Source organism: Yoonia sediminilitoris (assembly GCF_003058085.1).
In the GTDB taxonomy this organism is placed as follows: Bacteria; Pseudomonadota; Alphaproteobacteria; order Rhodobacterales; family Rhodobacteraceae; genus Yoonia; species Yoonia sediminilitoris.
On record NZ_QBUD01000020.1, the window covers coordinates 19,341 to 41,707 of the forward strand.

The window sequence follows — 22,367 nt, forward strand, 5'->3', positions numbered from 1 at the left end:
CCGCGATGTGGCACAGCCAGAGTTTTTAGCCGCTAGATGTCTTGCCCATGACGGGCGATATTCCCAACGCGCGGGTGCGTTCTGTGGCGTGGGCCTCGGCTTCGGTGTTGACGGGCAAATCGACATGCAATCCAGCCCGAGACCCCTGTTGCGGTATTTCAAGCGGACCCAACGATTTGAGGTAGGCGTCGGTGCCGCTTTCACGGTCATAGACCGAAAAGTCGCTGGACCGGTCGCGGAAGCTTTTAAGAACCTGACCGAGACCCTTCATGCCGGTTTCGCGCTGGCGGCGAACCATAGACAGGTCCACTTCGATGGGGAACATGTCCTCTTGCCCTGCGGATTGGTGCAAGACCAGCGATGTGGGGTCAACAACCAGCGATTTACCCACGCCTCCGGCGCCTAAGCCGTTTACGTCTATGACATAGCACTGGAACTGCGCCGCTGTTGCCCGCGCGATCGCTAGTTCTGCATCGCGGTCCGTGGTTCCTGTCAGAACAGGGTGCAACAGCACTTCGACACCCTGCGATGTCAGCTGACGCGTCGTCTCGGGGAACCACATATCATAGCAGATCGACAGGCCGAACCGGCCTACATTGGGCACGTCAAAGACGCAGAAATCTGTGCCTGCGGAAATGCCGACTTCGTAAGGCAGGAACGGGAACATCTTGGCGTAACGACGGATAACGTTGCCGTCCGGGTCAATGACAAGCGAGGTGTTATAGACGCGGCCATCCTCTGGGTGGGTCAGGAACATTGAGCCGGGGATCAGCCAGATCTTGTGACGGCGCGCGGCCTCGCAAAATTGGTTGATGATGTCGTTTTGCGGCGGCAGCTTAAACTTTTCCAGTGGTCCAAACGGCGCAAGCTCGCTGAACAGCACCATCTGTGTCCACGGAAAACGCAGCATCAATAGGTCAATGCGGTGCAGCATTCCTTCGACGTTGGAATGCAGGGCGTTAACGTGCATCTGCACGCCAGCTATTGCGAAAGGGGTCATCAGCAAAATTCTCCGTAAATACGGAGGCGCACCTTAAGGGCCGTCATGATCTCCGCTTCAGGCAACCCTTACGCCCTTACGACAAGAACTGAAACAGGCGATCTGCGCACAACGCGGTCAGCGTTTGACCCGACCAGAAACTCGCGCACGCGGTCAGGTTTATGCGATGCCATGATCACCAGATCACATTTGATTTCCTCAATCGTTTTGAGCACCTGTTTGTGGATTTTGCCGAAGGCGAGGTGCTGTTTGACGGCGATATCATCAGGTACTTCTGTCTTAACGAGGCCATCCAAAGCGGCACTTGCAGCATCAATGGCCTGCTTTTCAAAATCATCGGGAAAGAACCCTTCCACAAGCGGGCTGCCCATATCAGGCACGACCGACATTATGTGTAGTTTGGATTTTGAAGCACGCGCCAGTTCGACCGCTTGCGGCAACGCTTTTTTCCAGGATGCTGGATGGTTCAGGTCGACAGTCAATAGAATACAGTTGAACATAGTATGTCCTTTCTAAACGGTGGCCGGTTTGCGAACAGCGCGGCCGTTGCGGCCACGTTGCAAGAGGACCACCAAGGCCAGCAGGAGTAGGGCAGGCAGGAACATCAGATACTTTGTAGGCTGCCCGACAGGGCGAAGCACGCGCAGCACCTCCTGATCCCAGTCCAGTCCAGCTGTCTCAGCCGCGCTGCCAAAGCTGACGTCGTCGATGATCAACGTGTCGCCATCGTTACGGAACATCAGGCCCGCGTTTTCCAACCGTTCTTCGCCTGTGGCACCGTCTTCAATTGTCAGAACGGCGACAAACTCAATGGGGTCACCAAGATCGTTCAACCCCGCGACACGCAGGCGCAAGTCCTCACCCACGGGTGTTGCCATCGCCGCTGCTGCAATCTCGGTCGGGTTTTCTTCACTATAGGGCGGATAGACCATGTCCATCCAAAAGCCCGGACGGAATAGCGTGAATGCAATAAGCAATAGCGCCACCGTTTCGTATATACGGTTTTTGGCCAAGAACCACCCTTGGGTCGCGGCCGCGAATAAGAGCATTGCAATGGTTGCGACAATGAACACAAAGACGCCCTGCGCCCAAGTCACATCAATCAACAGCAGTTCTGTGTTGAAGATGAACAAGAAAGGCAAGGCTGCCGTCCTAAGGCTATAGAAGAACGCGACGACCCCTGTTTTGATTGGATCACCACCTGAGACAGCAGCCGCCGCAAAACTGGCCAGGCCAACGGGTGGTGTCACATCGGCCATAATGCCGAAGTAGAACACGAAGAGGTGAACCGCGATCAGCGGTACAATCAGCCCGTTTTGCTGGCCCAGTGTCACAATCACTGGTGCAAGCAAAGCTGATACCACAATATAGTTCGCCGTTGTTGGAAGGCCCATTCCAAGGATCAGCGAAAGGATCGCCGTCAGGAACAAGATGGCGAGGATATTACCGCCAGACAAAACTTCGACCACATCAGCCAAAGCTGACCCAACACCTGTTTGGCTGACTGCGCCTACAATGATGCCCGCTGTCGCCGTGGCGATACCGATACCGATCATATTGCGCGCGCCTGTTTCAAGGCCCTCAATGAGGTCTTTGCCGCCTTGCAACACTGCAGCCCCCAGCGCGTTTTCGCCGCGCATCATGGCCGTCAGTGGGCGTTGGGTGACGAGAATGAACACCATATATGCTGTAGCCCAGAAAGCTGACAATCCTGGTGACAAGCGATCCACCATCAGTGCCCAGACCAGCACGACAACTGGTAGAATGAAGTGCAAGCCGGACCGGATTGTAGGGCCTGGCAATGGCAATGTGTTTACAGGAGCGTTTGGATCGTCAAGCTCGAGCGGCGCTTCTTTTGAAGAGATATAAAGCAAGCCCACATAGACCAAAGAGAGGAAAGCAAAGATGATGTACCCGGCAGAGTTCGGGAACGCGGGACGTATCCAGCCCATGCCATAGTAAACGATGAATGAAATCGCGCAGATCGCAGCGATGGTAAACGCGATGCCGATCAATCTCTGAACGATGGGTTTGGGCGTATATGCGCGTGGCAGACCCTCCATCCCGGCTTTCAGCGCCTCAAGGTGCACAATGTATACCAGTGCGATGTAAGAGATCACCGCCGGTAGGAATGCGTGTTTGACCACATCAAAGTAAGGAATACCCACATATTCGACCATCAAGAAGGCTGCAGCGCCCATCACAGGCGGCATGATTTGGCCATTCACAGACGATGCTACTTCGACGGCTCCTGCCTTTTCGGACGAAAAGCCTACCTTCTTCATCAATGGTATGGTGAAGGTACCCGTTGTCACCACATTGGCGATGGATGAGCCTGAGATCAGCCCTGTCATAGCAGAGGATACAACGGCGGCTTTAGCTGGGCCGCCTTTCATGTGACCCATCAGGCTGAAGGCCACCTGAATGAAGTAATTGCCAGCGCCCGCGCGATCCAGAAGTGAGCCGAACAAAACAAAGAGAAAGACAAACGATGTTGACACGCCCAGGGCTATGCCAAACACGCCCTCTGTTGTAATCCACTGGTGGTTCACAATTTCGGACAGACTGTTGCCTTTGTGCGCGATGATGCTGGGCATATTGGGCCCAAGTACTGTGTAGACAAGGAAGGCCGAGGCCACGATCATCAATGCAGGGCCAAGCGCGCGGCGCGTCGCTTCGAGTAGCAACATCAGGCCAATGACAGCCACGACAAAGTCTTGCAGGATCGGCGCACCGACCCGTCCCGCGATATCACGGTAGTAAACAAAGAGATAAAGCGCTGCGAGAGCACCTACGATTGCCAGTGCCCATTCCCAAACCGGTACGCGGTCTTTGGGAGAGCCGAGAACGACGGCGGCAACAACTGCGATGGCGACCAATGGAATCCACCAGATGACGGTGCTATCTTTAGCGCCCGTCATAAACAGAAAGGCCAGCACCACGGGGACAGTGATGCCCAGCCCGATTTGGAATTTTGTACGAGTTGCCGGAAACGCTGCAAACGCAAGGAATATGGCGAATGCCAGATGGATTGACCGGCTCTCGGTGTCGTTGAAGACGCCCCAGCCAACGATAAATGGAATAGGGGACGCGATCCAAAGCTGAAAAAGTGACCAGGCAAGGGCGACACAGGTCAGGAATATCCCAACCGTCCCAGCGGCACCACGTCCGCCAGTGTCAGAGGAAGCAACCAGCGCGTCGAGTTCTTCCTGGCTAAGACCACCACGACCAGCGGCCGCGTTCTCTACTGCAGCAGCTTGCTGTTGATTTGGATTATCCGACATTTTGTTCCCCCTTGCGGCCCTTTTCGGGCACATCGTCTTGTCTTTTTTGTCTGATGCGGCGGGATTGAGCCGCCGTATCAGTGATCAATCGACACGTGGAGGAATTACATCCAGCCACGCTCTTTGTAGTAACGCTCTGCGCCGGGGTGCAGCGGAGCGGACAGACCATCGCTGATCATTTCTTCTTCGGTCAGGTTCTCAAACGCAGGGTGTAGACGCTTAAACCGGTCAAAGTTGTCGAAGACTGCCTTTACGACCTGATAAACGACTTCATCATCAACACTGGCGGATGTGACAAATGTCGCTTTGACACCAAAAGTTGAGGTCGCATCAGGCGAACCTTCGTACATGCCACCAGGAATTGATGCAGCTGCATAATAAGGGTTGTCCGCGATCAATTGGTCGATCTCTGGTCCGGTCACGGGGATCAAAACCGCATCGACGGTAGAAACTGCTTCTTGGATGGATCCGTTGGGGTGACCCACAGTATAGATGATCGCATCCACCTTGTTGTCGCCCAGTGCGGCAGCCTGCTCGGCTGGCTTCAACTCGGACGCAAGTGCAAAGTCATCCATGGTCCAACCCAATGCATCCATAACAACTTGCATGGTCGCATATTGGCCCGAACCGGGGTTGCCGATGTTGACGCGCTTTCCCTGCAGGTCGGCGAAGGTTGCGATGCCGGCGTCAGCACGTGCGATCACAGTGAAAGGCTCACCATGGACAGAGAATATGGCACGTTCGTCCGAAAACTGGTTGCCTTCGAATTCGGAGGTCCCGTTATAGGCGTGGAACTGCCAGTCAGATTGGGCCACGCCCATATCCATATCACCAGCCATGATCGCGTTGATGTTTGCGATAGAACCGCCTGTCGATGGGGCGGTGCATTTCAGGTTGTGATCGGGTGTGCCACGGTTGACCAAACGACAGATGGATTGGCCTACAACAAAGTAGACTCCTGTCTGGCCGCCGGTTCCGATGGTGATGAATTGTTCTTGTGCAGTCGTCGCGGTACCGGCCAGCATGGCCCCCGCAAACGCAAGGTGCTTAAAGACTTTCATTATTTTCTCCCAGTTATTTCAATCGTATCGAGCCTTCCTTCGCGGAGGGCTTTTTTGCCCTTGGGGGCGGACAAACAGACGCAACACTGTGCCCTGACACTCTTCGTTCAAGGTTGCGGCGCTGCGTATTCTGCGCCAAGTCAAAGAAGTTCGTACTGACCAAGACTGACAAAGGGATATGATTCATGCAACAAAATTCATCATCTGATGGTCAAAATGTTTAATATATTGAACATTGGGCGGTGTAATTGGCGAGAATAGAGGCTTTCCCGGCAGGGAACTGATACTCGCGTGGCCAAGTACAGGGGCCAAAACGAAGAAAAGCGGGCAATTTGCCCGCCTTTCCTAACATATAATTCATCTTAAGACTGTTGGTCGGCAACGGCAGCAGCAAGAGCCTCTTCGAAGATAGTCAAACCTTCGTCGATAATGGCGTCCGATGCCGTCAGTGGGACCATGATCCGCAAGGCATTCCCATGCATACCACAGGCCAGTAGGATCAGACCGCGCTGCAATGCATGCGCGACAACCGCTTTAGTCAGATCTGGATCTGGCTTGGCTGTTTCAAAGTCAGTGACAAACTCAACCGCCAGCATTGCGCCAAGACCGCGAATGTCCCACATCCGGTAAGGTGCGACCCGTGCTCCAATTTCAGCAAAGCGTGCGCGGAAAGTTTCGCCCAGGGCCGTTGACCGTGCCAGGAGACCCTCTTCCTCAATCGCTTCGATCGCTGCCAAGGCAGCTGCGCAGGCAACAGGGTTGCCGCCGTATGTGCCGCCCAATCCACCTGGGATAACAGAATCCATCACTTCGGCGCGGCCGATGACGCCCGCAATCGGGTATCCGCCAGCCATCGATTTTGCGACAGTGATCAAGTCAGGCACGACGCCTGAATGCTCAATCGCGAACCATGTGCCAGTGCGGCCGAAACCGGCCTGGATTTCATCGGCAATCAGCATGATGCCATGGGTGTCGCAGATGTCGCGCAGGGCTTGCATCATCTCGAATGGGACAGGTGTGTAGCCACCTTCGCCCAAGACAGGCTCAATAATAATGGCGGCGATACGCTCTGGCTGTGCATCTGTCAGGAACAGATTTTGCAGACCGGTCAGTGCGTCCTGAACGGTGATCCCGTCACGCACGCTTGGGAAGGGTGCGCGGAAGATATCGGACGGGAAGGGCCCCACATCTTTCTTATAAGGGCTGATCTTTCCGGTCATCCCGAGCGTCAACAGAGTGCGGCCATGATATCCGCCAGTAAATGCAATGACACCGGGGCGGCCAGTTGCCGCGCGCGCGATCTTGACCGCGTTTTCAACGGCTTCGGCACCTGTCGTTACCAGCAACGACTTTTTCGTATGATCACCGGGAGCCAGCGCATTCAGCTTCTCGGCCAAGGCGATGTAGGGCTCATAAGGGACAACCTGAAAACTTGTGTGGGTATAGTGATCTTCTTGAGCTTTGGCCGCGGCGATCACTTTGGGATGGCGGTGCCCTGTGTTGAGCACTGCAATACCACCTGCGAAATCAACGAAACGGTTGCCTTCGACATCCCACAGTAGTGCATTTTCTGCGTAGCGCGCAAAGATGGGTGCTGCAGACGCAACACCGCGCGCAACAGCGGCCTCGCGACGTGCGATCAATGAGGCATTTGTTGTTGCAGTCGCAGCGACGTCGGGAACCACGGAGATTTTTGGCGGGGTCTTGGTGGCAGACTTGCGAGATTTCTTCTTTGCAGTGGTCGTCATGTCAGGTGATTCCTTGTTGGAGAGAACACGATCCTAAAGGGGGTGTTTAAAATTTTCATAATGCGTTTAATTTAGCTGTCAATATAGATTCTTACTCTGTGATGCATAGATTTGTTGCGGTGCAGGAAAACACTGTTTTGAACGCAATAGGTGTTCCGATAGTCTGAGTGTTGCACTACGTTGATCTTGTGACAAAAATTGAACTGCCCCAAAGGAAGTACGCGTGGACATTGGCAAAAGACTGCAGACTATTCGCAAGCAGAACGGATTATCCCAGCGCGAACTTGCGGCACGTGCAGGCCTGACCAATGGCACCGTTTCACTAATTGAGCAAAACAAAACGAGTCCATCGGTCGCATCACTCAAAAGCTTGCTGGATGCGATTCCTCTGAGCATCGCAGAGTTTTTTGCAACGATTGAGGAGAGTGATGAGCCAAAGATCTTCTATAGCGCGAACGAATTTGTCGAAGTAGCCCCACAATCAGGTTTTGCCTCGGTCTCTTTGCGCCAGCTTGGCAATGCAAGTACGCATACCTTGCAACTCTTGGACGAGACTTATCCTCCAAATGCCGACACTGGCCCAGAACTGTTGTCACATGCAGGCGAGGAAGCTGGGATTGTAGTGAGTGGTCAGATCGAGATAACAGTTGGCGATCAAGTCCGTGTCTTGGGCCCAGGCGAGGGTTATCTCTTTGAAAGCCGTCAGCCGCACCGTTTTCGCAATGTTGGAAAAGTTGTCTGTCGCGTAGTTAGTGCCTGCACTCCGCCGACATTCTGATCCACGCTCTGCGCAATCCTCATGACTCTTCAATTGGATTGAAAACAGGGAAACGGCTCCAGCAAACCGGACTTTAGCTGCGACGGTCATCAAGGTCTGCTTGGGGCCGTTGGCGCCAAGCACTGCCCACATGCCAAGGGCCAACCAAAAGTCGGCAGCAAGCAACAAACACAGTCGGTCCCAAAGCTGGGTTTAAGTGCGCAACGCCACTGACCCAGAAAACAGTGTTTTGACAGCAACTTGAAAAACTGTGGTCCAAGACTGTGTTGGGTTGCTGTGTTCCAAGAGTAAGTTCATTTGCTGTGTTGAAGATACGATGGGGTAAACACTGTGTTCCATTTACTGTGTTAACACAGCGATTCCAAAACACTGTGTTCAACACAGCAAATCCATCATCAAATCCCACACAAACACACGAAATACTGTGCGATGAGTGCGCAACGCAGAAACTAAAAACTGTGCGATGGCTATGCTATTGTATTTTTGCAGAAATAGCGCCGATAGGCGGAATCGAACCACCGACACGAGGATTTTCAATCCGTGACACGCTTCGGCACTATCGCGAAGCAATTTCATAACCCAAAGTCAGCTTCATACCAAGAGCGGACTCTGGTCCAATCCGTGGCGACGACTGGGTTGCGGGACAAAATGCCTTTTCGCGGCGGTTGCGCCAACAAAGGCTATGAGAAGGTGGCAACGAGCTTGGTAAGCGAGGCGACCCTGAAAATATGAAATTTTGACAGGGTCATCTTCGTAACTCTCATTTGAGGATTTCGACCATTTCAGCATAGCCGCGTGACGTGGCATGTTGCAGCGGCGTGACCCCGTCGCGATCTCCGATGGATTTATCTGCACCTGCATCAACGAGGATCTGCACTGTCTTGATGTGGTCAGCCCCACCGTCGCCCAAAACGACAGCCTCTATTAAAGCCGTCCACGCCAGATTGTTGATATGATCCAGCGGTGCGCCACCTTCGACAAGACGCGCAACTACGTCGTGATGCCCGAGGTGGGCCGCAGCGATCAAGGCTGTGCCGTCGTAAACGCTGGTGATCAGGTCCGGCGCGTTACCGAGCTCCATTGCCAGCGAGACCATTTTGGGGTCATCTGCGACGGCTGCGATTGTCAGCACATCATATACGCGATTTTCGAAGGCATTCATATCCGCTCCACCATTGGCCAGTGCGATCAGCGCGTCATCATGTGATGCAAAGGCTGCGACATGTGCGGGTGTGCGCTGTGAGCGATCCCGGATGTCCACATCGGCGCCTGCTGCAATCAAACGGTTGATCTCCTCCACGTCGCCCTCGTGGGCGGCAAGGTGCAAGCCTGTGTAAGACGCGATGTCTGAGGCAGATGGGGCCGTTTGCGCATGGGCAGATCCGGCGGTGCCGATGGCCAAAGCGAACAGGAGGGAACGAAGCATCGTGTTACCTTTCAAAGAGAGGGGCCCGCCCCAATAAGGGACGGGCCGTGTGATTTATTCAGCGCCGATTGCGTCAAGACCTGCACGGGCGCATGTCTCGTCGATTGCGCCGGATGGCGCGCCGCCAACACCGATGCCACCGACCAATGCGCCACCGATCCGGATGGGCAGACCGCCAGCCTGGATCACCAGACGGTCATCCATATCGCGCAGTCCACCGTTTTCTGGGTTGCCGCCGATAAAGCCCGCAAGACCTGTCGTGTCACGGCCCATGCTGGCGGATGTGAATGCTTTGCCAGTGCTGGAACCCACAGTGTGTGGACCTGCATTGTCAGCGCGCAAAAGCACTTTGGTCTCACCACTGCGCGCAACGATTGCGACGCTGACATTGTGGCCTTCGACAGAACAAGCAGCGACAGCGGCCTGGGCGGCTGTGGTTGCCATCTCAAGCGGCAAGTAGGGTGCTGTGGGCAGGTCTTGGGCGAAGGTTGCGATGGGTGTTAGCAGAGCTGTGGCAAGTGCAATGGAACGGATCATTGGTGTGTTTCCTTTTGTTGAACTGATGCACCGTTTCTAATACGCCGCGCTGACCCGCGATATTCGTAGCATCCGCAAAAGTGTCCGTAGTTCTACTGATCCGCCCGTTATTCTGCCTGCGCGTCCAGCCAATACCGCGTGAGTTCCGCCGCCGAAGACGTGCCCGCTTTGGTCGCGATCGCTGCACGGTGGCTTTCGACCGTTCGGGGCGACAACGTCAGCGCATCAGCGATTTGCTTGGTAGTCAGCCCCTTTGCGATCATTTCAAGGACTTCTTTTTCCCGCGCGGACAGGTGCTGTAGCAACGCCACCGCTTCTGCGCGTTCCTCTGATGCCTGTCGGCGTGTTTCCAATTCTGCATGACCCTTCTGGATCGCGTCGATCAGGTCATTTTCGTCTACCGGCTTGCTGAGGAAATCAACCGCACCATTGCGAAACGCGCGCCTGCACGCCTCAATATCACCGTGACCACTTATTATCACAGTTGGCCAAGTCACGCCTTGTTCCGTCAGCTTTTCTTGTAGCTTCAGACCCGAAATCGCCGGCATCCGGATATCAAGGATCAGGCACCCCGGCACAAGGTCAGCGGCTTGCGCCAAGAATGTCTCGGGTGATGCAAAGCTGCGCACATTCAGACCGACGGTTTCCAACAACAGGCCCAAGGCGCTTCGCACCGCCTCATCGTCATCAACCAGATAGACGTGGTTGGTCATAGCGTCACTGCTTTTTTTGAAAGCGGCAGGGACAAACGAAATGTTGTCTGCTTGGAAACATCGAGCAGCATAATGTCACCTTCCATCTCTTCAACCAGCCTTTGGCAAAGTGCGAGGCCCAAACCAGTTCCACCCGGCTTGCCGGTGACGAAAGGCTCAAAAATGCGTGGCTTGATGTGTTCGGCCACACCCGGCCCATTGTCGCTCACATCCAGAATGGCCGAATGCCCATCGACATGCGCGCTGATCGTCACCTTTGCGCCTTCCGATGCATCAAGCGCGTTGCGCACCAAATTAAACACAACCTGTTCCAGCTCGACCGGATCGGCGTCGATAAACAGGGGATTATCATGCAGCGATAGGGTAATCGTGGCCCCCTTCTTTTTGGCCTCCAATGCCAGCAGGTTCTCAACGCATTGGGCGGCTTCATGGACAGAACAGGCCTCAGATGGCGCACGGTTCGGTTTGCTCCAGCGTCGCAGGCGATCAAGGATATTCGCCGCACGTTGTGCTTGGGAAACCGTGTCGTCCAACACCGTGCCAAGTCGTTCAACATCACCGCGCCGTGCCAGGTGACGACCAGCCTGTGCTTGGCTGAGGATGGCAGTCAGCGGTTGAGCCAATTCATGCGCCATACCGCTTGCCATTTCACCCATCGCATTGACGCGCGACGCATGAGCTAGCCGGGTTTCCTGCGCACTGAGTTTCGCGCGGTTTTCTGCATCTCTTGTGCGTGCGCGTTGCTTGAGCCCGAAGGCCGACAGCAAAAGAAGCGCCGTGACCAGTGCGATGACAGACAGCACTTTTCCGACTGGCAAGAGGTCCGGCAGTCCAACGGCCAAAGAGGCCTCAAACACCAAAGGCTGAGACGCACTGCCAAGGGGTTTGGAGAACCCTGCTTCTTCTGATTGGGGTTGACCCACCAATACCGTTTGGCTGTCCGGCGTGGAAAGACGCAAGGACGTCGATGGCGCGGCCCAAAACGGATCATCCGTGGCAATCAACGCACGGGCGTCAATCACCAGCGCCAAACCATGCTGCGCCGCATCAGAGTTTGGTGTACGCTTCACAAGCAGGTAGTGATCCGGCAGATCCGGCATTTGCCCTATTTGCAATGCCCCCGACGAGCGGCGCGCCAATTCGATGACGTGTTCTCTTGCCTGAACCGAAAGTCCGGGCTGTGTTTCTATCGTGGTTTGGGATGGGTCGTACGGGACGACATTCACCGATGCAATACGCGGGTAAAACCGAGTGATTGTTGCCGCGACATCCAGCAACAAATCTTGCCGCTCGACCCCACCCGCCACAAAAATCGCAGACAAAGACGTCAAATGCGCATCATGCTGATCAGCCCGCTGGGAAGCCAAGCGATGAAGCGTTGCACTTTTGGCAGTCAGTTCACGGATCAAGTTTTGTCGTTCAAAAAACGCCAAGCCGCTGAGCGCGAACATGATAGCAAGCGTCCATAGCAAGGCGTATCGCCAGAAGTTATTTGGGTGTGAGACAGCCATTTACATTCATCGCAGGTGTGGGCACAAACACCAATCCGTATTTCTACGGTGACAGAGCTTTATTGCAATGCAGGCTCGTTTGAAATCCAACGCCCAAAAAATTCTTCACTTTCATATTTTCATCCGGGTACCCGTCACTTCTCCGCACGTGTGCCAACGCAACCAGACGCTGCCGGAAAATCGGCCAACTGTCAGATCACATCTGAACTACTACAACTGACAAAACGACCGCTAATATCGACGGAAAATGCTTGCAATGCAGGAGCCACCCACAGATTCTGTTCATCGGGTTGGGTCACGCCGCAATGCAGCTTCACCAAACCGGACTTTCGCCGTGAGCGCAAAATCCAGTGGTGCTCGAACTCATGGTCTGCGGACTATCCGGTCGTTGCACTTCCGAGTGTTTGCTAACGCAGAATACCAATGCATGAGCAGCATCTCACATTCTGCAATGCAGCGAATTCGCCAAACCAGTCACTCACACGGGCTGATTTGGAACGATCAACAGCATTGCCGCTTCACTCCGTTTCAACAATCGAGACGCGAGACAAAACTTCCATTGTTGCCGCCTGTCCCAAATCATCCAAATATGTTTGGAGTGCCGGTGCTCGTGTTCAAGCTTGTGCCTGTTCTGACACGATCTGATCGCGCAAGAACCGGCGCATGATTTTGCCAGATGCGGATTTAGGGACTTCATCGACAAACCTGATCTGATGTAGCTGTTTGTAGCTTGCCAGCGTTTCAGTGAAGTGAGTATCAATTTCATCTTTTGAAGGGCCATTTTCTTCCCGCACAACGAAAGCGATTGGCAGCTCTCCGGCTTCGTCGTTGGCTATGCCAATTACCGCTGCATCAACGATGCCATCCATTGCAATCAGTGAAGCTTCTAATTCCGCTGGAGCAACCTGAAATCCTTTATATTTAATCAGTTCTTTGAGACGATCGACTATGAACATATATCCATCGCTGTCCACACGCGCGATGTCGCCTGTTTGCAACCATCCATCTGCATTGATCGTCTCGGCAGTCGCGGTTGGACTGTTCAAATATCCTTGCATGACCTGCGGTCCTTTGACCCAAAGTTCGCCTTCTGCACCAGTTGGTTGAGCCTCGCCTGTTTCCGGATCAACGATTTTGCAGGTGGTATTGGAAACAACGATCCCCGCCGCCCCGGAACGTGGCGCGTTACCGGGGATCAAATGCGAAACAGGGCTGAGTTCGGTCATGCCGTAGCCCTGGAGTGCCACGCAATTCAAACGTGCAGAGACTGCATCTGTGAGCTCGGCACCAGATGGTGCGGCTGCGATAAAGACTTCTTCTAACGGGCCCAGATCATAGTCATCAACCAGCGGGTGTTTTGCCAGCGCCAATGCGACTGGTGGTACAATCCACATCCGCCGAGATTTGTAGTCTTGGCTGATCTGTAAAAACAGCGGCAAGTCAAAGCGGGGCATCGTGACCAAGGCACCACCACCAGCCAAATGCATGTTCATCAAAACAGTCATGCCGTAGATGTGGAAAAATGGAAGGAATGCCGCCGTGACTTCACCCCTTTGAAACTCACCGCATTTCATTGTCTGGTCAACGTTCACAACCAAATTTTTGTGCGACAGCATAACACCTTTGGGTAACCCTGTGGTGCCCGATGAGTAGGGCAGAACCACGGTGTGCTGGTCCAGATCAACACGCTGCTGGGCCAGAAGAGGTTCACCGAACAAGGCGTCGAATTCTGGCGTACCAATCGCCACGACCGGCCGGTTGCCTGCGCCTGCGGTTGCGGTTTCCATAAAATCAGGAATTGTGATCAGGATGTCGGCATGCGAGTCCGCGAGCTGGTGCGCCACTTCCGATGATGTATACGTTGGATTCAATGTTGTTATTGTACCGCCGGCCCAAGCAACGCCATGAAACACAACACAATATTCAGGGATATTGGGGGCCATCAAGGCGACGACCTTGCCACCGGCAAGATCTGCAGCCTGAAGCCTACCCGCAAGGTGTTTTACCTGATCCATGAACATCTGTGCGGTCATTGTCCGTCCGCTTGGGCCATCGGTCAGTACAACCTCATTGGGGCGGTCAACCAGCCCCTCGAAGACGCGTTCAGTGATCGACTTGTCAGTGATGACAACGTCTTCAAAAGGGCTGCTAAAAATGGTCATGGTATCCTCCGGAGTTTCTGGCGTCTTGGATGGCAGGCGCAAACGTCAATCGGGCGTCGCTTTTGTCCATGGAAAGACGACGACACTTGGAGCGGCAACGAATGACTTGCAGGCTGCCAACGACACATCGTTGCCATTGGCTTTCGCAAGTGCTGACATGATCGGGTTTAACGCCCTTTCTGCTTTTTCTGCAGCGATGCCTCGCTCTTCGTCATTGTCGAAGTGTTGGTCAATGTGTTGCGCGGCGAAAGTGGCCCAATAAGACGTGGCATCTTCGGTGATTGTCATTGCCTGGCGGTCTGCCTCGCGCTTGAATGCATATTGCAATCGGCCCCTTCGCATCTTGCTGAAAACGTCGCTCATAGGCCATGCACCTTTCGGGAGATTGCCGGTTCGGACATTCCCAATTGTGCAAGAATGAAATCTGCAATTTGGGAGGTGTTGTTCAGATCAAGTATAGTTTGATCCGTCTGTAGGTCAGCTACGTCTGTGGCGACGGCCTTGATGGTCGGATCAGTGGATCCAATGAGGGTTTGGCCGGCTGCAGCACGGAATGTTTCGATCTTTGGGTGCGTGTCGCGCTTGTATCCTTCGATCAAGATCAAATCGACGGGATTCATTCCAGCCAGGAGATCTTTCAAGGTCGGCTCTTTCTGATCACGTAGCTCAGTCATCAACGCCCAACGGGATTGCGACGCCAACATCACTTGGCTGGCACCGGCGGCACGGTGGCGATGGCTGTCTTTGCCTTCCTGATCTATTTTGACAGAGTGATGCGCGTGCTTGATCGTTGAAACACTCATGCCCAGTTTTGTAAAATGTATCACAAGGCTTTCCACGAGGGTCGTCTTGCCCGAGTTCTTCCAACCTGTGACACCATAGACATTCACGCTATTTTCCTTATTTAATTCATAATGTTATATCTAATTACGCCTCGGCGGGCAGTCGTTGACCTGCGCTATCGAGACTGTTTTAACTTTTGAGTTTTATATTTTTTGGACAAAAACTTTGGACAATGCAACAAAAAACTTATCTACTTGTTGTGACATCCGTTTCAAAGGAATAATGGGTAGCAACAAAAGCAGCTTTGGTGCACACGGGCATTGAATTCAGAGTGGTAGCGAAGCCAGATGGACAAACTGAGCCTCAAGTTAAACGATCGCGTGAAACGCAAGTCGAAGAAGCGCGAAGACAAGCGACGACAGCTTGCAGAGAGCGCAGCGCATGCGCTGTGCACGTTGGGTTATGCAAATACAACCTTGCGTGACATTGCGGAACACTCTGGCAATGCGCTTGGGACACTTCACTACTACTTTGAAGATCGGGTCGACCTGATTACATTTTCCGTAAAAATGTATAAGAGCGCCTTTCTCGATGAGTTGCGAACAGCCGCCAATGCAAGTGAGACATTGGCTGAAGCGATTGCCAATTTGAGTGCGGGGCTATCCCACGGTGTGTCGTTCAATGCAGATGAACACAAGCTTTGGTTTGATATTCGCAACCAAGCGATATTTGACGAAGTCTTTGAGGATTCGATTGCAGAAATTGAAGGCGAAATAATTAAGATTTTTGCCGAGATTGAGCAGCGCTTCCTTGTCGGGCGCGATGCGGCGATCCTTGACTACGCAGCGATCGATGGTCTGTTCAGATACCTCATGCAAAGCAAATTGCCAGAGCATCGCAACTATGATGCAAATCTCGCCACGTTTCAAAAGATGCTTAACTACCTCTGGGTGAAGTAACAGGCTTGATTGGACAAACCTACTTACACTGCGCCTGCCATCCGCAAGATATTCCCACGTTTTGGACAGGTTTGATGGACGGGTGTCCAAAAAAGTATTGGACAAGTGACCAAAATTCGTGATGCTACTCTCAACCGCCCTTGCTCAGGGGGCGGAGTTTCTTTGGGAGGAAAGTCATAATGCCAGCACCAATGCCAATCGGTGAAGAAGCTCTAGCTCATACCAAACCCGTTTTCCGTGAAAGCGAACGTGAGGGTGTCGTGTCTAAACGCGCGCTTTGTCAGACCTGCGACATGCAGTGCGCCGTTGTGACAGAAAGCATTGATGGGCAGGTTGTGCGGGTACGTTCGTCTGACAATCCAATCTTCAAAGACCATATTTGCATGAAAGCGATTGTGTCGCCCAAAGGATTTGCGCACCCTGATCGTATTCTGCATCCCCTAAAGCGCGTCGGCGAGCGGGGCGAAGATAAGTGGGAACAAGTCACATGGGAAGAGGCGATGACCGACATTGCATCCCGTCTTAAGGGTGTGATTGCAGAGCACGGGCCCGAAGCATGGGCTGTCTCAACCAGCCAATGGAACACGGGCACGGACCATGGTTTGGGACGCCGATTGATGAACCATGTGGGCTCGCCAAACTGGATTTCCGGTGTGTCTCTGTGTGCGGGCAACACCGCCGCTGTCAGCCGGTTTACCTATGGTTGGTTCCCGCTTGGAGATTTTCATTCCACAAAGTGTATTGTGCTTTTCGGTCATAACCCGCGCCGTCACAGCTGGACGATGATTTACAACTACATCCAACTGGCCCAGGCCCGTGGAGCCAAACTCATCGTGCTGGACCCCCGCGAAAGCAGCAGCGCGATCCGCGCAGACATTCACCTTCCCCTGAAAGCTGGCAGCGATGCCGCCATGATCTTTGGCTGGCTCAAGGTGATCATGGATGAAGAATTGTACGACAAAAAATTCGTGAAAGAATGGACCGTTGGATTTGAAGAACTGCGCGACCGTGTGAATGAATTCCCGCTGGAACGTGTTGCCAAACTGACCGGGTGTGAGCCGGAGATGATCCAAAAGGCGGCCCGTATGTATGCAACCGAAGGTCCATCGATTATCCCCTGGACGCCGATCACCGATATGCAGCGGAACTCCACTTCGGCTATTCGTCTTCAGGGGTGTTTGCGCGCAATCTGTGGATACCTGGATGTGCGTGGCGGCGACACTTTCCAGGGATTGGTTGATGGTGTCGTCAACGACAGCCAGATCGAAATGCACGAAGTGCTGCCACACGAGCAAAAGATGAAGCAGCTCGGCTCTGACACTCATCCCGCGTATACCTACAAAGGCCAAGAGGCGATGCGCGAACCGCTCAAGCGCGTCTGGGGGCATGAATATATCAACCAAGTGACCGGTTGCTATATGGCCAACCCACCATCGGTCTTCCGTGCCATGGCCGAAGGTGACCCATACAAAGTCAAAGCCTTCTTCGCCCTCGGTAATAACGCGGTGATGAGTTACTCCAATATGAACCAGATTATCAAAGGGTTGATGAATCAGGAATTGGTGGTGGTCCAAGAACACTTCATGACCCCAACCGCGCAGCTGGCCGACTACGTGTTGCCCGGCGACACATGGCACGAACGACCGTGGCTGTCTGACCTGTTCGAATGGATAGGTTTCGTCCGTCCGTCCGAACAAAGCATGGAGCCGATGGGTGAAGCCAAGAGCACATGGGAGTTTTGGAAACTACTCGCCAACGCGATGGACATGCCCGAGGTCGTGCCGTGGAAAGACATCTATGAATTCTACGATTACCGTCTGGCGGGGCTCGGAAAAACATTTGAAGAGTTCTGTGCGACGACCGATGTCCATTTTGAACCGATCAAATACAAGAAATACGAAAAGACAGGTTTTGCGACGCCCTCCGGCAAGGTTGAACTGAAATCTTCGATCCTTGAAGATCTCGGCTTTGATCCGCTTCCGTACTTCCGAGAAGACCCCCCAATGCCAGAGAATTATCCGCTCATGATGTTCACTGGCGTGCGGGAGGATCCGTATTTCCAGACAGGCGGCCGTCACATTCCCGAAATGCGGGCGCGTATTCCAGAACCTCAGATATTCATCAGTACGAAGACTGCCAAAGTTTGGAATGTTATTGCCGATGAATGGGTCGAGGTCGCGAACGACCAAGGGTCTGTTCGCGTTCAGGTCAAGATCACGGACAAGATGCCTGACGATCTGATCCGCGTTCCTCACGGTTGGTGGAAGCCTGAAATGGAACGCGGCAATGGCAAGTTGTCCGGCGCGTTGATGTACTCTGACAACCAGATGTGTCGCGAAGATTTTGACTACATGGATCAGGAACAGGGCATTCCGCATCTCAAAGGTATCCCATGTAGAATCAATAAGTTGAATTCGGTCACAGAAGAAGAAAGGTTGGCTGAAGATGCTGTTTAAACTGCTCAACATCTTCCGTTTTGGGTGGATCGGTAAGGTCATGATCTTTTTGGTTGGAAAGGCGGCGTTAAATCGCACGCCTTTCCAAAAGGTCGCACGCCTTATCGTCCATGGGGTTTTCTTGATTCCCAAGAACAATGATTTCATGGCCGATGACTTTGTCGATAATGATGAAGGATTCGATCTTGATGAACTTCGACGCTACCAAAATGGCGAAACCGTCCCGACCAAATAACGCAGTTTCCGATAGCGCAGCCTGAACCTGCGCTGTCCGTTTGCCATACGGCAATCTGTGGGTCTTTCCCGCAACAGGAGAGCTGCATCTAATAGATTAGTAATAATAACCGATACGCTGGGGGTCCCAACATGAACATGGCAAACAACAACAAGGCATTCGAAGCTGAAGCCTATGAGGCAGACCTGATCGCTCTGGAAGCCGCCAAAGACAAATGGGCGCAATCATCCGTTGAAACGCGGATCGAAATCTTGTCGCTGATCAAAGATGGTTTGATGGAAGTGGCAGAAGATTGGGTCACCGCCGCAGCGAAGGCGAAGCAAATTCCTGACGGATCGGCGTTAAAAGGGGAAGAGTGGATTTCCGGCCCGTTTCCCGTCATGGCGGCATGTAATGGGCTGATGACCACGCTGTCGCACATGAAGGACAAGTCCTTTGCCAAACATTTACCAACGCGGCAACTGCCCAACGGCAATACGGCCGTGAAAGTCACACCACATTCGATTTGGGATCACCTGCTGATATCTGGCGTGAAATGCGAAGTTTGGCTCCAATCGGGCGTGAACAAAGGTAACCTCGACCGTCATGTAGCCAGTGCATACGACCAGCCAGAGGCCCAACGAAAGGGCAAGGTTGCTTTAATCCTTGGCGCAGGCAACATCGCGGCAATTACACCGCTTGATGCGTTCCAAAAACTGTTTCTGGAAAATCAGGTCTGTGTCATAAAGATGAACCCTGTGAACGACTATCTAACGCCGTTCTTGAAACAGGCGCTGAAACCACTGATCGAGGTGGATGCGCTACGCATCGTGAATGGCGGCGGCCCCGCCGGTGCATATCTTTGCGACCACGCGCTTGTGGAAGAAATTCACATCACCGGCGCGGGGGCGACGCATGATGCGATTGTTTGGGGGAGCGGAAAAGAAGGGGAAAAGAACAAAAAAGCCGGCAAGCCCAAGAACCCTCGCAAAATCACGTCTGAACTTGGTGCTGTTTGCCCAACCATTGTGGTTCCCGGATTCTGGAGTAAGGCCGATTTGCGGTTTCAGGCTGAGAATATTGCGACACAGAAAATGCATAACCACGGCTATAACTGCGTCGCTTGTCAGGCATTGATTTTACCGGAGGGTTGGAAACATACGGATGCTCTGATGAAAGGCTTAAGCGACGTCATGGCGAAATGCGCGCGCGGGCCGTATTACCCTGGTGCGCAGGGCCGTATGGATCGCTTTGCTGAAAGTGCCGGCAAGACGCGGAAAGTTCAGCGCAAAAATGGCCCCGCTGTCGAAATAGCTGAGATTATGAATGGTGACGCGGATTGGTTCACTCAAACCGAAGTCTTCGGCCCGGCCATGGCAACAAAAACGCTTCCTGCGTCTGATGCCGAAAGCTATCTGCGCGCAGCTATTGCCTACGCGAATGACGAACTTTACGGGACACTTGGCGCGAACATCGTCATTCATCCACGGACAATTAAAGAGATTGGCAAGGCGCGATTTGAAGAGATTTTGAGCGATCTCAAATATGGGACCATCGCGATCAACGGCTGGACGGGCATTGGGTTTCTTATCACCGCGTGTCCTTGGGGCGGTTTTCCAAACGCAACTTTGGAAAACGTTGGTTCGGGCATCGGAACAGTGCACAACACATTCATGTTGGAAAAAGTCGAACGCACCGTGGTCAAAGCTCCATGGAGACCTTTTCCACGCGGCGTGCTCTCTGGTCAGTTAACCCTATTGCCGCGCCCGCCTTGGTTCATTTCGAATAAACAACAACACCATGTGGGCAAGTTGCTTACTCAGTTCCAATACAAACCTTCAGTCTTGAAGCTTCCGCGCATCTTCGCGCATGCTTTGCTGGGCTAGAGTTTGGGTTAAGATAGTTTTCTAATGGGAGTTTAGCACCACAGAGGTGACTGCTCCGGTAAAAGCACGGGATCGTACGTGAGCGAACCGCCTTTTGTCCGCGACTTGATCCTTGACCATTAAGAATCGCTGCGGCTCGTACGGATGGCCGGTTTCATCGCCTTATCGCGGCAGATAAAACGGTGTACTTGCAGCAATTTTGCGCTGCGAGCGCACGCGGCACAAAACCGAATTCACAGTGGGGGCTCAGCACTACCGTCGGTGATATTAAAGGCTGCGACCGCTTCGGGATGACGAACGGCTCATGCCGTTCGTCAAAGTTCTTAGATGTCGATCCGTTCGGCTATACTCAGGGCGTCCTCCAATTCGACTCCCAGATAACGAACAGTGCTATCAATCTTGGTGTGGCCAAGCAAAAGCTGAACGGCACGCAGGTTGCCAGTCTTGCGGTAGATTTCCGCCACCTTCGTTCGGCGCATAGAATGCGTGCCGTAGCCACTCGGTTCCAAACCAATCGAGATAACCCAATCCCGAACCAACCGCCCATACTGGCGTGTTGATATGTGCGGACGATCATGGAAACGGCTGGGAAACATGAACTGGCATCCCATCATTTCCGGAGACTTGATCCAGTTGGTCACGGTTGCTAGCGTGTTTTCAGCCAACTCAAACTGCACTGGCTTGTTTGTCTTACTCTGAACGATTGACACTCTTTCTCGCAATCGGTCATCCCTGATCAGATCCGAGGTCTTGAGCGAAACCAAGTCGCAACCGCGCAATTTGCTGTCGATTGCGACATTGAACAAAGCAAGATCGCGAAGATTGCCCGTGAGTTCTAGGCGCGCGCGGATGGCCCAGACTTGCTTGGGAAGTAGTGGGCGCTTTTGCCCGACAAGACGCCCCTTGTTCCATGCTCTGCGTTTTGGGGTGACGGCGGGAAGTTGGACTCTCGGCATAATTTGCCCTCCATCCAACCCTCCGACCCAAACATCAACACAGCGTTGACGAAGTATTATAGCCCGATTTCCAATGCCAGCTTTGCGATGGGGGCGTTGCCAAATATTACTGCACGTGAATTGGGCCGGTCTGAGCCCAAATTAACATGGAAGCTAATAATTGTTTTTTGCGTCCATTGCGGGTCAAAATGCCCGATCATTGCCAACCCTAAGATTTCTATCCACGACAATCTGATCGTCATGGAAGGCTAGCTTTCATTCAGGCTGCAATGCGTAATTGCCCAGCTCCTATCAGGCTGACGGGCAAGAATACTCATCGAGGAGCCGCTCCCAGTAGTTCCTTCACTAAAGCGCGCAATACACCAACCAAGGTCGTCACTGCACTCTGCACCGTCTTCAACCCATTCTTTGTAAGTCGCCTCGATGGCTTGGCGTCAATGGCAGGTGGTCCAAAAGGCGAGTACATCTCAGCCTCAAGACTATACACAGATGCGCAACCAGCCGCATCGCCTTTGCGGTAGTATGATACATATTGATCGAGCAATTGCTGACACTCTTCTCGAAAACTCATTGCATTCCCCAAGCTGTACTAACTGAGCATCCTATTTGGAGAGTATTTGTCAACTATTGCACCTTGCTAAGGTCCCTTTGTCCGCGACTTGATCCTTGATCTGCGCTTCCATGCTGCACTTTGAATGAACGGCGGGTCTACACGCCGCGTTGCGACACCGAGTTCTTAGCAATCGCAGCATAAACCGTGCCGCGAGCGCACGCAGCGAAGATTCTGTTGGTCTCCTGTGGGCTCATGGACGAAGCCGCTCGCGCGGCAATGGCGCTTGTGGCTGATGTTTCGCATTGTTCCTGACGTCGCGCATTTTGTGAACTGACGAACC

The 22,367-nt window shown here is 53.3% G+C and carries 19 protein-coding genes; 5 read left to right on the forward strand and 14 right to left on the reverse strand.

Features of this window, described 5'->3' with window-relative positions; genetic code table 11:
- Window positions 1-25 precede the first annotated feature (25 nt).
- The 5 genes from C8N45_RS21365 to gabT all read right to left on the reverse strand — a co-directional run bounded on the left by C8N45_RS21365 (window position 26) and on the right by gabT (window position 7,093).
- Window positions 26-1,000: a carbon-nitrogen hydrolase family protein gene (locus C8N45_RS21365; RefSeq protein WP_108388819.1), complete on the reverse strand. Its 975-nt coding sequence runs from the start codon at window positions 998-1,000 to the stop codon at window positions 26-28.
- Window positions 1,001-1,068: 68 nt separating this feature from the next.
- Window positions 1,069-1,500: a universal stress protein gene (locus C8N45_RS21370; RefSeq protein ID WP_108388821.1), complete on the reverse strand. Its 432-nt coding sequence runs from the start codon at window positions 1,498-1,500 to the stop codon at window positions 1,069-1,071.
- 12 nt (window positions 1,501-1,512) lie between these two features.
- The gene (locus C8N45_RS21375) at window positions 1,513-4,284 is read right to left on the reverse strand and encodes a TRAP transporter permease (protein ID WP_181868966.1); all 2,772 of its coding nucleotides are present in this window, start codon (window positions 4,282-4,284) and stop codon (window positions 1,513-1,515) included.
- A 104-nt stretch (window positions 4,285-4,388) separates the two neighbouring features.
- Window positions 4,389-5,345: a TAXI family TRAP transporter solute-binding subunit gene (locus tag C8N45_RS21380; RefSeq protein ID WP_108388823.1), complete on the reverse strand. Its 957-nt coding sequence runs from the start codon at window positions 5,343-5,345 to the stop codon at window positions 4,389-4,391.
- 362 nt (window positions 5,346-5,707) lie between these two features.
- Complete coding sequence (gene gabT, locus C8N45_RS21385; RefSeq protein ID WP_181868967.1) at window positions 5,708-7,093, reverse strand: 4-aminobutyrate--2-oxoglutarate transaminase; 1,386 nt, start codon at window positions 7,091-7,093, stop codon at window positions 5,708-5,710.
- A 223-nt stretch (window positions 7,094-7,316) separates the two neighbouring features.
- Here gabT and C8N45_RS21390 point away from each other — a divergent pair, with 223 nt between their 5' ends.
- Window positions 7,317-7,871 (forward strand): cupin domain-containing protein, encoded by a 555-nt coding sequence (locus C8N45_RS21390; protein ID WP_108388825.1) that lies wholly within the window; start codon window positions 7,317-7,319, stop codon window positions 7,869-7,871.
- Between the two features lie 760 nt (window positions 7,872-8,631).
- Here C8N45_RS21390 and C8N45_RS21395 read toward each other — a convergent pair.
- The 7 genes from C8N45_RS21395 to mobB form a co-directional block, all read right to left on the reverse strand.
- Window positions 8,632-9,297 carry an ankyrin repeat domain-containing protein gene (locus tag C8N45_RS21395; protein WP_108388827.1) on the reverse strand — a complete coding sequence of 222 codons (666 nt, stop codon included), beginning with the start codon at window positions 9,295-9,297 and terminating at the stop codon, window positions 8,632-8,634.
- Between the two features lie 54 nt (window positions 9,298-9,351).
- Window positions 9,352-9,834 (reverse strand): GlcG/HbpS family heme-binding protein, encoded by a 483-nt coding sequence (locus C8N45_RS21400; RefSeq protein ID WP_108388829.1) that lies wholly within the window; start codon window positions 9,832-9,834, stop codon window positions 9,352-9,354.
- Between the two features lie 107 nt (window positions 9,835-9,941).
- Window positions 9,942-10,547 (reverse strand): response regulator transcription factor, encoded by a 606-nt coding sequence (locus C8N45_RS21405; RefSeq protein WP_108388831.1) that lies wholly within the window; start codon window positions 10,545-10,547, stop codon window positions 9,942-9,944.
- Window positions 10,544-12,058 (reverse strand): sensor histidine kinase, encoded by a 1,515-nt coding sequence (locus C8N45_RS21410; protein ID WP_245882794.1) that lies wholly within the window; start codon window positions 12,056-12,058, stop codon window positions 10,544-10,546. The genes C8N45_RS21405 and C8N45_RS21410 overlap by 4 nt, the downstream gene beginning before the upstream one ends.
- Before the next feature lie 614 nt (window positions 12,059-12,672).
- Window positions 12,673-14,220 (reverse strand): AMP-binding protein, encoded by a 1,548-nt coding sequence (locus tag C8N45_RS21415; protein ID WP_108388833.1) that lies wholly within the window; start codon window positions 14,218-14,220, stop codon window positions 12,673-12,675.
- 45 nt (window positions 14,221-14,265) lie between these two features.
- Window positions 14,266-14,583, reverse strand: a complete 318-nt coding sequence (locus C8N45_RS21420) for a hypothetical protein (RefSeq protein WP_108388835.1) — start codon at window positions 14,581-14,583, stop codon at window positions 14,266-14,268.
- Entirely contained in the window at window positions 14,580-15,110 is a 531-nt protein-coding gene (mobB, locus tag C8N45_RS21425; protein ID WP_108388837.1) for a molybdopterin-guanine dinucleotide biosynthesis protein B, read from the reverse strand. Before mobB ends, C8N45_RS21420 begins: the two co-directional genes overlap by 4 nt.
- A gap of 240 nt (window positions 15,111-15,350) precedes the next feature.
- Here mobB and C8N45_RS21430 point away from each other — a divergent pair, with 240 nt between their 5' ends.
- From C8N45_RS21430 to C8N45_RS21445, 4 genes are all read left to right on the forward strand, one after another.
- A complete protein-coding gene (locus C8N45_RS21430; RefSeq protein ID WP_108388839.1) occupies window positions 15,351-15,962 on the forward strand; it encodes a TetR/AcrR family transcriptional regulator in 612 nt (203 codons plus the stop codon).
- A 179-nt stretch (window positions 15,963-16,141) separates the two neighbouring features.
- Window positions 16,142-18,418, forward strand: a complete 2,277-nt coding sequence (locus C8N45_RS21435) for a molybdopterin-containing oxidoreductase family protein (protein WP_211095491.1) — start codon at window positions 16,142-16,144, stop codon at window positions 18,416-18,418.
- A complete protein-coding gene (locus C8N45_RS21440) occupies window positions 18,408-18,653 on the forward strand; it encodes a hypothetical protein (RefSeq protein WP_108388843.1) in 246 nt (81 codons plus the stop codon). The genes C8N45_RS21435 and C8N45_RS21440 overlap by 11 nt, the downstream gene beginning before the upstream one ends.
- Window positions 18,654-18,784: 131 nt before the next feature.
- Window positions 18,785-20,518 carry an aldehyde dehydrogenase family protein gene (locus tag C8N45_RS21445; protein ID WP_245882795.1) on the forward strand — a complete coding sequence of 578 codons (1,734 nt, stop codon included), beginning with the start codon at window positions 18,785-18,787 and terminating at the stop codon, window positions 20,516-20,518.
- A 323-nt stretch (window positions 20,519-20,841) separates the two neighbouring features.
- On the opposite strand, the gene C8N45_RS21450 is transcribed toward C8N45_RS21445, so the two are convergent.
- Both C8N45_RS21450 and C8N45_RS23465 read right to left on the reverse strand, forming a co-directional pair.
- The gene (locus tag C8N45_RS21450) at window positions 20,842-21,474 is read right to left on the reverse strand and encodes a tyrosine-type recombinase/integrase (RefSeq protein WP_108388845.1); all 633 of its coding nucleotides are present in this window, start codon (window positions 21,472-21,474) and stop codon (window positions 20,842-20,844) included.
- A 708-nt stretch (window positions 21,475-22,182) separates the two neighbouring features.
- Window positions 22,183-22,367 (reverse strand): hypothetical protein (locus tag C8N45_RS23465; RefSeq protein WP_211095492.1); only part of this gene is annotated, 185 nt, incomplete at its 5' end.